Source organism: uncultured Prevotella sp., assembly GCF_946407605.1.
Taxonomy (GTDB): domain Bacteria; phylum Bacteroidota; class Bacteroidia; order Bacteroidales; family Bacteroidaceae; genus Prevotella.
In genome coordinates this window covers 1-13,858 of the sequence record NZ_CAMJOS010000029.1, presented here as the reverse complement: position 1 = coordinate 13,858, position 13,858 = coordinate 1, and the positions used below count along the sequence as shown (strand labels likewise).

Sequence of the window (13,858 nt, the reverse complement as noted above, 5' to 3'; positions counted from 1 at the left end):
CGAACCAACGAGATGGCAGAACTCCCTACGATGATACGCGACCTGGCGCTGATATTGATGATGGCCGGCGTGGTAACGATAGTCTTCAAATGGCTCAAGCAGCCATTGGTGTTGGGTTATATCGTGGCTGGCTTCCTCGTGTCGCCCCACATGCCCTACACGGCTTCCGTCGTAGATACCTCAAACATCCACCTGTGGGCCGACATCGGCGTTATGTTCCTGCTGTTCTCGTTGGGACTCGACTTCTCATTTAAGAAGATTCTGAAGATGGGTGCTTCACCCATCATCTCCGTGGTGTGCATCATCTTCGCTATGGGCATGCTGGGCGTCATTGTTGGTCATACATTTGGATGGTCCAAAATGAACTGCATCTTCCTTGGCGGTATGCTCGCCATGAGTTCCACCACTATTATATATAAGGCTTTCGACGACTTGGGTCTGCGCCAGCAGCAGTTTGCCAGTCTGGTGATGAGTGTGCTCATTCTCGAGGATATCCTCGCCATCGTGATGATGGTGATGCTGAGTGCCATTGCAAGCGGCAACAGTCCCGACAGCGGTCAAATGCTGGAGTCTGTCATAAAGATTGGGTTCTTCCTGGTATTATGGCTGGTGGTTGGCATCTTTGCCATTCCGCTGTTTCTACGTCGTGTGCGCAAGCTCATCAATAGCGAAGTGCTGCTCATCGTGTCGCTTGGTCTATGCTGTGCTATGGCGGTGGTCTCTACCGAGGTAGGCTTCTCATCGGCTTTCGGTGCCTTTATCATGGGCAGCATACTGGCTGAGACTATCGAGGCCGAGCGTATAGAAAAATTGGTGGAGCCAGTGAAGAACCTCTTTGGAGCCATCTTCTTCGTGTCGGTAGGTATGTTGGTTGATCCGCAAATATTGGTCGATTACGCCCTACCCATCTTTGTGCTCGTCATGACCATCATCGTGGGGCAGGCCATCTTCGGCTCATTCTCGTTCCTCCTGGGCGGCGAGTCGCTCAAGTCAGCCATGCGTTGTGGTTTCTCCATGGCGCAGATTGGTGAGTTCTCGTTTATCATCGCCTCGCTCGGCCTGTCGCTGGGTGTCATTGGCGATTTCCTATATCCGGTTGTGGTGGCCGTATCCGTCATAACAACATTTCTCACACCTTACATGATACGGCTTGCCACGCCGGCTTATAATGCGTTGGAGCACAGGTTGCCAAAGCGGCTCATTACGTCACTCAACCACCTATCGATGAGCCATCCTAACACTAACGAACAAAGCAAATGGAAACGTTTGCTCGCGCAGATGGCCGTCAACACGCTGATCTATGCCATCCTTTCCACTGCAGTCATCGTTGTCATGCTCACTGTGTTCCATCCCTTCATCATGCGCATTTTCCTTGACCATTGGTATGGACTCGCTATCACTGGCTGCGCCACCATCCTGATTATCTCACCATTCCTGCGGGCCATGGTAATGAAAAAGAACCACAGCGAAGAGTTCAAGGCACTGTGGCACGAGAGCAATCGTAATCGTCCGCCACTTATCTTCACCATCCTGATTCGCATGCTCATCGCTGTCAACTTCGTGTTCTACGTTGTGCAGTATCTCACCAACTTCGGCCCAGCCCTGCTTATCACCATCGGCGTGATAGCTGTTGTCCTTATCATTATGTCTAGAGGCATCAAACGCCGTAGTATCCTGTTGGAACGACTATTTATCAATAACCTGCGCTCACGCGACATTGAGGCTCAGGTACTCGGTAAGAAGAAGCCACTTTACGAGGGCAAACTACTGGACCGCGATATACATATTGCCGATTTCGACGTGCCTGTCAACTCCCGCTGGATGGGCTGCACACTGCGCCAGCTCAGCCTTGGTCGCAAATATGGTGTACATATCAGCAGCATCCTGCGTGGCGGTTGCCGACTTAACATTCCCGATGGCGACTATATTATCTACCCAGGTGACAAACTACAGGCTATTGGCAGTGACGATCAGCTCACAAAGTTCCGCAACGCCCTTGAGACTGAGGTCATAGGCAGCGATACCGAACTTGAAAAACGTGAGATGAAGTTGCGCCAGTTCATCATTGGTGCTGACAGTCCCTTCATTGGCAAGACGCTTGAGCAGAGTGCCATCCGCCGTCATTATAACTGCATGGTCGTAGGACTTGAAGAAGGTAAGGAGAACCTCTCTTCAGTACCTCCTACCCGTCAGTTTGAAGAAGGCGACATTCTATGGATTGTAGGTGAACAGGATGACCTCGACCTGCTGGTAAAGGCGAAAAAGCATTAATACCATTGTACGGCATTGGAATACGATGAGCGCTTGTCGTATTTCAAGGCATCGGTAAGGGTGGAAGCGTTACAACGGAAGGAGAAGTTGTAACTGGTATAAGGCGCAAGCACAACAGAACATGACATGTTAAAGCAATGGAGGTCACGCCCCAGCGAGGCGGTGGTCATTGATATCTTTTTGTTCTCAAAGTCGTAACCTGAGGAGAAGGAGATGTTCCAGCCATCGGAGAGGCGGATATTTCCACTCATGTTCAGGTTCTGCGTAAACTTATAGGGATAGCGCATGGTATTGTAGTTGAACTTGCTGCGGTCGGTATCCTCACGCATCGTGATACCATAACCAAAACTCAGCGACCAAGGACAAGTATATTTCATAAAGCCGTCCTCGTCTGTATCGGCCTTGCCTGCGTTCTCTTTCCTGGCTCCATGCTTGCCAGCCTCAAGGTCCTTGTCGAGGTTCGAGTCGATGTCGATATCGTCATCATCGTCTTTGTTGTTGTCGCGGTTGTTACGATTATTATTATTTTTCTTATCGTCACGCTCACCTTTGAGCCACTTGATGATGCTGCTGATTTTATCGTTGGTGATGGTGTATGACAGGTTTTGCGACATGCCCTGAAAACGACCTATCTTACCTTGTTCCCAATAGGTAGTGTGCTCGCTGACGCGTGGTGTTGCTCCCACGGAGTCGGCCTCATATACATAGCTGGCAAAGACAGCATTCATGTTGAAGGTGTAGTTCTTTGAGAGCTTCAAGCGCAAACGTGTAGAAAGGTCACTCCAAGGACGAATCTTTGCTGCCATGTTATAACTCATTGATAAGCCCAACTCGTCAATCAGATATATTTTCTTCAGCGAGTCGTTACGGTCGTACATCTTCATCTCCAAGTTGTTCGAGATATCCCATGAGATACTTCCCGTCTTACCCTTACCAGGCACGCCATAGAGTTGACCTGCATAGGGCGAGTATTCTACAAGCGAGACGCTACCGTCGGCATTGGTTCTCTGATAGGTTTCGTAATAGCCATAGCGCGAGGTGCTGAAGTCAGGGGCATAGGTAAACGACACCTGTGGGGTGACGAGGTGACGGATAGCATAAATCTTACCCTTGAGGAACTTCGGTCCAGGCTTGAGGAAGCCATAGAGCTTGGTCGATGCGCTGAGCGACATAGACCAGTTATAGATGTTATATAGACCATAAACGGTATCGTTGACCACTTTAGAGCCATCCCACGACTGCATGGTCTTGCGGAAATAGGTGCGGTCGGTGAAGTTGAACGTAGCGTTGAGGTTGATATAGTTCAGCACAGTGAAGTTGGCGCTGACGGGGATGGTATGCTGCATACCATTGTTCCAGTCTCGCGTCAGACTAGAGTGCATCAACTTGTCTTCTTTTGTTGAGATGCTGTTGCTGAGTCGTCCCGTATATGAGAGTGAGATTTTCTCGTACCATTTTTGTTCACCAGCCATCTTCTTGCGGCGGAAAGGATAGAAGCGCGCAATGGAGATGTTGAGGTCGGGCATTGTCATAGCGATAGTCGAGTCACGCATGTTCTGATTCAAGTTCATGGTGGTGCTAAGCGACATGCCTATGCTCGAGAACTTGGTGCTATAGCTGACAGACGAAGTACGCGTAGATTGCGTGAGCGACTGTGGGTTGTACATTGACGAGAGGTTGTTACGCTCGTAGCTACTAGTGGCGAAGTTGACCGATGCCGAGAGGTTGGAATAAGGATTGGCCTTGGCATCCTGCCGGTGGCTCCATTGAATCTTGAAGCTGGTCTGTTTAGAATAGTCGGGCATATTCTTCTCGCCAGTCACCGAGTTCTGATAACTGGCATAGAAGGCACCATTGTACTTGTAGCGCTTGCGGTAGTTGCTTTGGGTGCTGACAGCCCATGAGCCCTTGGTATAAATCTCACCCAATACCTTCAGGTCCATCTTGTCGGACAGGGCAAAATAATAGCCACCATCGCGCAAATAGAAGCCACGCTCTGTTTCGTCGCCATAGGTAGGCATGATGAATCCACTACTATAACTCTTGGTAAAGGGGAAGAAACCGTAGGGGATGGCCAGCGGCAAGGGCACGTCGCAAACCACGAGATAGGCAGGACCGAACACCACATCCTTGCCAGGACGCACCTTGGCTCGCGAGAGTGCCAGGTAGAAATCGGGATGAGGTTCGTCGCAAGTGGTGTATTTACCATGCTGCAGGTATAACTCGCCATTGGCGCCACGCTTCGACAGTTCGCTGGTGAGGTAGCCGTCTTCCTGCTCAGTATATACTTGCTGAATCAAGCCCTTCTTAGTCTTGAAGTTAAAGGCCATCGTGTCGCTCTCATAGGTGTCGCTACCCATCTTAAACACGGGATTTCCGTAGAGCGTGCCTAGACTGTCGCGAGCACCAGTGGCATGAACCAGCGAAGAGTCCATACACATATAAATATTCTCGCTACGCAGATCCATGTTCTGATAGGTGACATGCGAGTTGCCGTAGAGGAACGACATGCCCGACGAGGCCACATAGACCAGCGAGTCGTCGGCCGAGAACTGCACAGGCGAATCAATACCGTTTTTCTTGGTGCGGTTGATGCTGTCGAGCGCCAACGAGTCATCGATGGCTTTATTACGCTTATAAATGGCCAGATGGAGTGAGTCCATTAGCGTGGTATCTACAGCGAGAGAGTCAGACTTAAACAACGAGTCGGGAAGCGACAACGAGTCAGACAACGCCACCTGGGTATTGTCATCTTGAACCGGTGCCGACGGTACGCCCGCCATCACACAAAGGAAGACGGAAAGCAGTAAAAATATGACCGACTTGCGTTTCACGGCTGCAAAATTACGAAAAAGTTAGGAGTTTTTGGAGTGGTGCATGCTGATAATACATACTCTTTAACGTTTTTTACCCGTTTGGTCCCACTCTACTCAAACATTTCAGCCCATTGCAGGAATTTCTCCACACCATCTTGGCCGAATTTCTCAAGGCTTTGGGCCGCCTGCTCTACCGTCAATACGCGCTCAGGCTTCGACTTGGAAAAGAACTTGTCGGCATAGCAAATCAGTTGTTCTTCCAGGGTCACAGGCGTATAATTCTCAGCAGGAAGAGGCAATTGCTGACTGACAATCTGCTCCTTGGTGAGTCCTGTGCCAGTATGTCGCTCGCAAACCTGAGCATGACGTGGAAGCCCCTCCTGTCGCAACAGTTCACCGCCAATCAGTCCATGACGAATATAATGTTGGTCACCCACGCAAAAGATGGAAGGGGCATGACACCAACGAATGCCAATGTCGTGGAGCATGGCAGCCTCTTCCACAAAGGTATTGTCTAATGCTAATTCAGGATGTTTCTCACACAACGCTAAGCACTTGTCCGCCACCTGTCGTGAATGCAACAGTAACAGGCGCTTTAGGTCATCGTCTTCGGGATAATATTTGTCGATAATTGCTTGATAATCCATTTGTATTCTTGAATATTTTTTGCAAAGGTACAAAATAATTGATAATCGACAATTGATAATTGACAATTTCTTTGGTATTTTGATATGATATTTGTACCTTTGCACAAAATTACCAAGTATTATGGCAACTGATAAGATTAGGATTAAGGATATCGCAGAACGGGCAGGCGTGTCAGTGGGCACCGTGGACCGTGTGCTGCACGAGAGACCAAACGTGTCGAAAGCAGCACGAGAGAAAGTAGAACAGGCACTTGCCGAAATGGATTATCAACCCAATGTCTATGCCTCGGCATTGGCATATAATAAGGACTATACCTTTTATTGCATCATTCCGATGCACGATAGTGAGGCCTACTGGGACGAGATTGAACAGGGCGTTAAAGCAGCAACAGCCCGTCGACGTGACTTCCACGTCTCACTCAAGTTGCTGTATTACGAGCGTTTCAACGGCCCTTCGTTCGAACAGGCCGCCCAGGTTTGCCTGAACGAGAATCCCGATGGTGTCATCGTGGTGCCTGCAAAACTGGAGATAACCCGAAACTTTACTGATCAGTTGAGCGAACGCAACATCCCATTCATCCTGCTCGACTCCTACCTGCCCGACTTGAAGCCGTTGGCATTCTTCGGACAGGACTCTTTCCAGAGTGGCTATTTCGCAGCCCGCATGATGATGCTCATTGCATCGAAGGAAAAGGAAATCATGATGATGAAGCAGTTGAAAGACGGTCATGTAGGCTCTAAACAGCAGTCGAACCGTGAAACGGGCTTCCGTCATTATATGCGCGACCACTTCCCTGAGATTACTATTACCGAAGTGAACCTGCCGCTGGGCGAGCCCAAGGCAAAGTTCGACAAGATTCTCGAGGAGTTCTTCACCTCGCACCCACATATTCACCATTGCATCACCTTCAACTCGAAAGCCCATCTGGTGGGCGAGTTCCTGTTGCGCACCAATAGGCGCAACGTGCAGATTATGGGTTACGATGTAGTGCCTAAGAACGAAGAGTGTGTGCGCAGAGGCAGCATCTCGTTCCTCATTGCCCAGCACGCCTATATGCAAGGCTATGCCTGTGTGGAGACGCTCTTCCTGGCCATCGTGCTGAAGAAAGAGGTGACGCCAGTAAACTATATGCCTATCGAGTTGCTGACAAAGGAGAACATTGAGTTCTACAGACGAATCAATATATGATAAAGACAGCCCATGACTTTAAAAACGTATCTTAAGATTAACCCCGCCGACTCGGTGGTGGTCTGTCTCGTCGACAAGAAAAAGGGGGACATCATCGAGGCTGATGGCAAACAAGTGGTGCTGGCAGAAGATATTCCTGCAGGCCACAAGGTGCTGATAAGCGATGTAAAGGAGGGTGAGGACATCATTAAATATGGTTACCCCATTGGTCATGCGCTGAAGGATATGAAGGCTGGCGATTGGGTTAACGAGCACAATCTGAAGACCAATCTTTCTGGAACGCTCGAGTATACATATTCTCCTGTAGCCGAGAAACTTAATATCAAAAAAGAAAATAGAACGTTTAAGGGTTATGTACGCAAGAATGGCGACGTTGGCATTCGCAACGAGATATGGATTGTTCCAACTGTGGGATGCGTCAACGGCATTGCTGAGCGCCTGGCCAAACAACTACGCGAAGAGACACAAGGCCGCGGTGTGGATGCTGTCTATTGCTGGCACCATAACTATGGCTGCTCGCAGTTGAGTGGCGACCACGAGAATACTCGCAAGGTGCTTCGCGACATTGTGCTGCATCCTAATGCTGGTGGTGTGCTAGTACTGGGCTTAGGCTGTGAGAACAACCAACCCGACGACTTCATGAAGATGCTGGGCGACTATGACCAGAAGCGCATCCGACTGCTGGTAACCCAGAAGGTGGAGGGCGACGAGGTAGAAGCCGGCATGCAGATACTACGCGAACTATATAATATAGCCAAGAACGACAAACGCGAAGAAGTACCTGTATCAAAGCTGAGAGTAGGTCTGAAATGCGGAGGTAGCGATGGCTTCAGCGGCATTACCGCCAACCCTCTTGTGGGTGAGTTCAGCGATTGGCTGGTGGCTCAGGGCGGCACGAGTGTGCTGACCGAGGTGCCCGAGATGTTTGGTGCCGAGACCATCCTCATGAACCGTTGCGAGACCCCAGAGCTTTTTAATCAGACGGTCTCGATGATCAATAACTTCAAAGAGTATTTCCTTAGTCATGGCGAACCCGTAGGCGAGAACCCAAGCCCTGGAAACAAGGCTGGCGGCATCTCCACACTTGAGGACAAAGCTCTGGGATGCACACAGAAGTGCGGTCGCGCTCCTGTCAGCGGCGTCATGGAATATGGCGACCGTCTGCAAGCCACAGGACTCAATCTGCTGTCGGCTCCTGGCAACGACCTCGTGGCAGCCACGGCGCTGGCCTCTTGCGGTTGTCATTTAGTACTCTTTACCACAGGTCGCGGCACGCCTTTCGGCACCTTTGTGCCCACCATGAAGATTGCCACCAACCCTACCCTCGCCCAGCGCAAGCCGCAATGGGTTGACTTCTCTGCAGGACAACTCATAGAGGGTCGCACCATGCAGGAATTAGTGCCCGAGTTTATCGACAAGGTCCTGGCCGTTGCCTCTGGCGAGAAGGCCCGCAACGAGGAAAACGATTATCGCGAGATTTCTATATTCAAGAATGGCGTAACACTATAGTGAAAGGCTGCGAGAGCAGACTATTCTAAAGTTCAAAGTGAATAACGAAAAGAGAATAACGGAAGGAAAAGGCTTGCTGGCATTGTCTCCTTTGCTGGTATTTGTAATGCTTTATCTGGTTACGAGCATCATTGCCCGCGACTTCTACAAAGTGCCTATCACCGTGGCTTTTCTCGCTGCCGGCATCTACGCCATAGCCATCACCAAGGGTAAACTGATTCACCGCATCAACATCTTCAGTCGTGGAGCAGCCACGGCGGAGATGATGCTGATGATATGGATTTTTATTCTTGCTGGCGCTTTTGCCAATTCGGCCAAAGTGATGGGAGCCATCGATGCCACCGTCAACCTGACTATCTCGCTATTGCCAGAACAAATGCTGCTGGCGGGACTCTTCCTGGCGGCATGTTTCATCTCGTTATCCATTGGCACCTCAGTAGGCACCATCGTGGCTCTGACGCCTATTGCCGCTGGCGTGGCCTCGCAGACTGGAGCCGACTTAGCTATGGTCATCGCCATCGTGGTGGGCGGTTCGTTCTTTGGCGACAACCTGTCCTTCATCTCCGACACCACTATTATAGCCACACAGACGCAAGGTTGTAAGACCAGCGATAAGTTTCGCGTCAACTCCTTTATTGTGGCGCCAGCTGCACTCATTCTGTTAGCTGTCTATTTCTATTTAGGCAAGGATGTCGAGGCCACCTCGGCAGCATCGTCCATCGAGTTCTGGAAGGTGGTGCCCTATCTGGCTGTCATCATCACCGCCGTGGTAGGACTCAACGTGATGATTGTGCTGACGTTAGGCATTATACTGACAGGCATCATCGGTCTCTCTGACGGCTCATTCACCTTCTTCGGATGGTTAGGAGCCATGGGCGACGGCATCATGTCGATGGGCGAACTGATTATCATCACCATGTTGGCTGGTGGCCTGCTTCAGATGATCAAGCATAATGGCGGTATTAACTTCATTATTAGTCGACTGACAAGCCACGTCAACAGCAAACGTGGCGGCGAGTTGGTTATCGCCCTGCTAGTGAGCATCGTCAACCTGTGTACTGCCAACAATACGGTGGCCATCATTACCGTGGGCGGCATAGCCCGGAATATTGGCCAGCAATTTAAGATTGACCCGAGGAAATGTGCCTCGTTGCTCGACACGTTCTCGTGCGCCGTGCAAGGCTTGCTGCCCTATGGCGCCCAGATTCTCATGGCTGCAGGACTGGCCAGCATCAACCCCATCGCCATCGTGCCCCGTCTCTATTATCCTATGGCCATTGGCGTGGCAGCCCTTTTGGCCATCCTATTCCGTTATCCCCGTCGTTATTCATAAAACACAGTTAGCCCATGGATGTCATCACGCGTAATTTCTTCCGTCTGCTGCGAGCAGGAGCCTTTGGCCAGCAGGACATGGTAGAACCCATGTCAGTATGCAAGTGGCGAAAAGCCCTGCAGTTGTCAATGGCGCATGGCGTAGAGGCCGAGGCCTACGAGGGTCTCGAAGTGCTCAGCAATCAGTTTTTCGTGGAGATCATCCCTGCTGACTTCCGTGCTGAATGGGCGGAGAAGGCCTCAGTACGACGCCAGCAGCAAGAAGAACAGAAGTCTGCCGACCTGTCGAAAGTCAACCAGCGCATCAACAAACGATTGAAAGACATTGCCGAAGAGATTGGCGTCAGCACCATAGAATACCGCATTCTTGAGGCGATGGCGCAGTTGGCAGGGACACTGCTCACCGATGACTACTGGATTAAACAACTGTTGGCCTTGGGTGAGCTGATACGCGAACAAGGCAGCAAGACCAAACGCGACATTATCAAGAAAGGCATCAGCAAGCTGCACCTTGGCCAGATGGTACAATTAGAGGGAGCCCTTCTGGTGACCCTCATGGGTGTCATGCTGGAAGAACTCCCCTTTGACTGTCAGACCTCGCGCTTTATCAATCAGGTAGAGGCCATCGCCTCGTCAGTACCTCATGGTCGCGAGCAATGGGTTCTGTCGCAGGGCGATAATATCTTTGTGCGCACCAGCAACACCTCGGCGCTGGTATGGAGTGCACGGCGCTCGGCACGCTTCTTCCGTTATAATCCCTTAGACAGCGTGAGCCAGCTGTTCACCTCGTTTGCAAAGTCGCTGACCAACATCGAGGAATAGCGGTTAATACTCCGTCTTATCCTCTTTCTCGTCCCACATCTTAAAGGCCTCCAGCGCCTCTTCGCGCAGCAGGACCTCCGACGGCTTTTTGCGCTGCTCGGCGCTTAGGGCTATCTCCTGATAGATGAAGTCATCGTCGAAACCAATCTTGGCAGCATCCTTGCGGTCGTTGCCCATATAGATTTTATCGAGATGGGCCCAGTAGATGGCACCGAAGCACATTGGACAGGGCTCGCACGAGGTGAATATCTCGCAGCCAGAGAGGTCGAAGGTGCCCAGCGCCTTGCAGGCCTTACGAATGGTAGACACCTCAGCATGGGCCGTAGGATCACAGTCGATGGTTACGCAGTTAGAGCCCTCGGCCACAATCTCTCCATTACGGGCTATGACAGCTCCGAACGGTCCTCCGCCATTTCTTACGCTCTGCTTCGAAAGCTCAATGGCACGTCGCATTAATTCTTTGTTTGTCATATCTTCTCTTGATTATAATATTTCTCAAACTGTTCTCTCAGCAAGGTGGTATTGGCAATGATATTACGCAGTTCCTTGAGTCGTTCCTCGTTGGGCGAGCCAGGAATCCACAGGCGGATATAGCCGTTGACCGAGTATTTCTCGTCCATGTGTTTCTGGAATCGCTGCCAGTGTTCCTCTTTGCTCATCTCAGGATAGTTGGCCATGCCGAACTGCACGGTACGCTGAAACACCACCTCGGGCACGATGTCCCTGTCGGCCTCGGCCACAATCTTTCCGTAGAGACTACGTGGTGCACGCGATGCAGAGGCGCGATGGTCCTCAATGGCTTCTTTCATGATCTTGATCTGCTCAGCCGAGAACCATTTCTTCAGTCGCGCGTCGCTGGCCAGAATTTTTCCGCCAGTGATATGATGAATGGCCCTGGGGCCCGACATGCCCGCATCGTGATAGGCCGCCACGGTATATACCATGTTCTTGTCGGCCCCTGTTTTCTGCGCCAAATCCATGGATCGGCGAATCACTCGGGTGACATGTTCCAGATTGTGTGCCTTATCGAAATTGGCATACTGAGGCAGAATCTGAGTCTCTATAAATTCCACCAAATCAAGGCTTGCATAGTTATTGTCTATCATTTTTTTAAGGTTTGGTTTGCAAATATACAGGAAATTATTTACTTTTGCAAGTGTTTTTAGAAAAAAGTGTGAAATGGAAGTAAAGAAAGACTCTTTCAAAGCATGGTTGCTGGCTGCTCGTCCCAAGACGCTGACAGGTTGCGCCGTGCCCGTGATGATAGGTCTGGCGCTGGCCTGGACCGACTCGAAAGGCTATATCACCCTCGACGGGCATTCTGTGTTTAAGATCCTGCCCGCCGTGCTCTGTCTGCTGTTCGCCTTTATCATGCAGATTGATGCCAACCTGATCAACGACTTCATAGACTATGCCAAGGGCACCGACGACAAGGAGACACGACTGGGACCAGAGCGAGCCTGTGCCCAGGGTTGGATCAGCGTTGATAAGATGAAGCATGCCATCGCCGCCGTCACTTGTGTAGGCTGCCTCGTTGGTCTGCCTTTGGTGTTCTTTGGCGGCTTGGAGATGTTGCTCATAGGCCTGCTCTGTGTGGTAGCCTGCTTTCTCTATACCACCCACCTTTCTTATATAGGACTGGGCGATGTGCTGGTAATCGTGTTTTTCGGCATCGTGCCAGTATGCGTCACCTATTACATCCAGCTCCACACCGTGACCACCGAGGTCGTCATTGCTTCGCTGGCCTGCGGACTAGTCATCGACGCCTTGTTGCTGGTTAATAATTTTCGCGACCGCGATACTGACAAGGCTGTGGGCAAGAACACCTTAGTGGTGCGCATTGGCGAGAAAGCCTCCATTGGTCTCTATCTGGGCGTGGGTATCACGGCCTGCCTTGCTGGCATCGTCTTCGGCATCAATGGTCGCTGGTGGGCTTTCATACTGCCATTTGCCTATCTGGTACTCCACGTCCTCACGTTCCTGAAGATAAACAGCATCTGGAAAGGACGCGAACTTAACAAGTGTTTAGGCGAAACAGCCCGTAACATTTTCATGTACGGGCTGCTTGTCAGTATCGGATTGCTCCTCTAATTCTTATTTCTTCGCTCGGCTTTGCCGCTTGGCTCAGCCAAGAACTCTTAATTCTTAACTATTAACTATTAACTCTTAATAGCTTCTTGCGATGATGACGCGAGCCTTCGAGGGCTTGCCAGTCACCATGTCCACGCCAGGAGTCTGCTCCACGCCGAAGGGCACACAGCGGATGGTGGCCTGCGTCTCTTCCTTGATCTGAGCCTCGGTCTCGGCAGTGCCGTCCCAGTGGCAGAGGAAGAATCCACCGTCCTTCACTTTCTCCTTAAACTCCTCGTAGTTCTCGCACTCGTAGATACGACTGTCACGATAGGCCTTAGCCTTCTCGAAGATATTCTTCTGGATATCCTCCAGCAGTTGCTCCACGTATTCTGCGATACCCTCCAAAGGACGAGTCTCCTTCTCCAGCGTGTCGCGACGCATCACCTCGATGGTGCCGTTCTCCAGATCGCGAGCACCCAGTACCAGGCGCACGGGTACCCCCTTCAGCTCGTAGTCAGCGAACTTAAATCCAGGACGCTTGTTATCGGCATCATCAAACTTCACGCTGATGCCAGCCTTACGCAGCTTCTCGATGATAGGCTGCACCTCTTTGTTCACCAGCTCCATCTGCTCGGGCTTGGTAGCAATAGGAATAATCACCACCTGGATAGGAGCCAAACGCGGAGGCAGTACCAAGCCGTTATCGTCAGAGTGAGTCATGATGAGGGCACCAATCAGACGAGTGCTCACACCCCATGATGTTGCCCAAACATACTCAGGCTTATTATCTTTATTAAGATAGGTGACGTCGAAAGCCTTGGCAAAGTTCTGACCCAGGAAGTGCGAGGTACCGCTCTGCAGCGCCTTGCCGTCCTGCATCATAGCCTCGATGGTATAAGTGTCGAGGGCACCGGCGAAACGCTCGGTCTCACTCTTCACACCCTGAATCACGGGCACTGCCATCCATTCCTCGGCAAACTTGGCATACACCTTCAGCATCTTCTGTGCTTCCTCTTCAGCCTCTTCGCGAGTAGCGTGAGCCGTGTGACCTTCTTGCCACAGGAACTCTGAGGTACGCAGGAAAGGACGAGTGCGCATCTCCCAGCGCATCACGTTACACCACTGGTTGCACATCAGGGGCAGATCGCGCCACGACTGAATCCAGTTCTTATAGGTGTTCCAGATAATCGTCTCTGAGG

Annotated in this window: 11 protein-coding genes; 6 read left to right on the top strand and 5 right to left on the bottom strand. The window is 51.0% G+C overall.

Translation table 11 applies throughout. From position 1 onward, the window contains the following. The first annotated feature begins 12 nt into the window (after positions 1–12). The gene (locus Q0R57_RS11405) at positions 13–2,271 is read left to right on the top strand and encodes a cation:proton antiporter (protein WP_294747622.1); all 2,259 of its coding nucleotides are present in this window, start codon (positions 13–15) and stop codon (positions 2,269–2,271) included. Here the strand turns inward: Q0R57_RS11405 and Q0R57_RS11400 are convergent. Beyond that, a complete protein-coding gene (locus Q0R57_RS11400; protein ID WP_294747619.1) occupies positions 2,268–5,105 on the bottom strand; it encodes a putative LPS assembly protein LptD in 2,838 nt (945 codons plus the stop codon). The two genes, Q0R57_RS11405 and Q0R57_RS11400, sit on opposite strands and share 4 nt — an antisense overlap. Before the next feature lie 92 nt (positions 5,106–5,197). Beyond that, entirely contained in the window at positions 5,198–5,734 is a 537-nt protein-coding gene (locus Q0R57_RS11395; RefSeq protein WP_294747613.1) for an HD domain-containing protein, read from the bottom strand. A gap of 121 nt (positions 5,735–5,855) precedes the next feature. Here Q0R57_RS11395 and Q0R57_RS11390 point away from each other — a divergent pair, with 121 nt between their 5' ends. The 4 genes from Q0R57_RS11390 (at position 5,856) to Q0R57_RS11375 (ending at position 10,586) form a co-directional block, all read left to right on the top strand. Next, positions 5,856–6,923, top strand: a complete 1,068-nt coding sequence (locus Q0R57_RS11390; RefSeq protein WP_294747610.1) for a substrate-binding domain-containing protein — start codon at positions 5,856–5,858, stop codon at positions 6,921–6,923. Between the two features lie 12 nt (positions 6,924–6,935). Next, entirely contained in the window at positions 6,936–8,432 is a 1,497-nt protein-coding gene (locus Q0R57_RS11385) for an altronate dehydratase family protein (protein ID WP_294747607.1), read from the top strand. Between the two features lie 106 nt (positions 8,433–8,538). After that, positions 8,539–9,765, top strand: coding sequence for a Na+/H+ antiporter NhaC family protein (locus Q0R57_RS11380; protein WP_294747708.1), 1,227 nt, complete (start codon positions 8,539–8,541; stop codon positions 9,763–9,765). Between the two features lie 14 nt (positions 9,766–9,779). Continuing rightward, positions 9,780–10,586, top strand: coding sequence for a hypothetical protein (locus tag Q0R57_RS11375; protein ID WP_294747604.1), 807 nt, complete (start codon positions 9,780–9,782; stop codon positions 10,584–10,586). Positions 10,587–10,589: 3 nt separating this feature from the next. Here the strand turns inward: Q0R57_RS11375 and Q0R57_RS11370 are convergent, their stop codons facing one another. Both Q0R57_RS11370 and Q0R57_RS11365 read right to left on the bottom strand, forming a co-directional pair. Continuing rightward, positions 10,590–11,057, bottom strand: a complete 468-nt coding sequence (locus tag Q0R57_RS11370) for a nucleoside deaminase (RefSeq protein ID WP_294747601.1) — start codon at positions 11,055–11,057, stop codon at positions 10,590–10,592. Next, the gene (locus Q0R57_RS11365; RefSeq protein ID WP_294747598.1) at positions 11,054–11,692 is read right to left on the bottom strand and encodes an HD domain-containing protein; all 639 of its coding nucleotides are present in this window, start codon (positions 11,690–11,692) and stop codon (positions 11,054–11,056) included. Before Q0R57_RS11365 ends, Q0R57_RS11370 begins: the two co-directional genes overlap by 4 nt. A 73-nt stretch (positions 11,693–11,765) precedes the next feature. Here Q0R57_RS11365 and menA point away from each other — a divergent pair, with 73 nt between their 5' ends. Next, positions 11,766–12,677: a 1,4-dihydroxy-2-naphthoate octaprenyltransferase gene (menA, locus tag Q0R57_RS11360; RefSeq protein ID WP_294747595.1), complete on the top strand. Its 912-nt coding sequence runs from the start codon at positions 11,766–11,768 to the stop codon at positions 12,675–12,677. A gap of 75 nt (positions 12,678–12,752) precedes the next feature. On the opposite strand, the gene Q0R57_RS11355 is transcribed toward menA, so the two are convergent. Continuing rightward, positions 12,753–13,858, bottom strand: a 1,106-nt coding sequence (locus Q0R57_RS11355) for a His/Gly/Thr/Pro-type tRNA ligase C-terminal domain-containing protein (RefSeq protein WP_294747592.1), incomplete at its 5' end; no start/stop codon positions are given.

What these genes read in the sequence shown, in the direction of transcription:
- Q0R57_RS11405 (WP_294747622.1), top strand. Translation starts at nt 13, where the DNA reads ATGGCAGAACTCCCTACGATGATACGCGACCTGGCGCTGATATTGATG.
- Q0R57_RS11395 (WP_294747613.1), bottom strand. Translation starts at nt 5,734, where the DNA reads ATGGATTATCAAGCAATTATCGACAAATATTATCCCGAAGACGATGAC.
- Q0R57_RS11390 (WP_294747610.1), top strand. Translation starts at nt 5,856, where the DNA reads ATGGCAACTGATAAGATTAGGATTAAGGATATCGCAGAACGGGCAGGC.
- Q0R57_RS11385 (WP_294747607.1), top strand. Translation starts at nt 6,936, where the DNA reads ATGACTTTAAAAACGTATCTTAAGATTAACCCCGCCGACTCGGTGGTG.
- Q0R57_RS11380 (WP_294747708.1), top strand. Translation starts at nt 8,539, where the DNA reads ATGCTTTATCTGGTTACGAGCATCATTGCCCGCGACTTCTACAAAGTG.
- Q0R57_RS11375 (WP_294747604.1), top strand. Translation starts at nt 9,780, where the DNA reads ATGGATGTCATCACGCGTAATTTCTTCCGTCTGCTGCGAGCAGGAGCC.
- Q0R57_RS11370 (WP_294747601.1), bottom strand. Translation starts at nt 11,057, where the DNA reads ATGACAAACAAAGAATTAATGCGACGTGCCATTGAGCTTTCGAAGCAG.
- Q0R57_RS11365 (WP_294747598.1), bottom strand. Translation starts at nt 11,692, where the DNA reads ATGATAGACAATAACTATGCAAGCCTTGATTTGGTGGAATTTATAGAG.
- menA (WP_294747595.1), top strand. Translation starts at nt 11,766, where the DNA reads ATGGAAGTAAAGAAAGACTCTTTCAAAGCATGGTTGCTGGCTGCTCGT.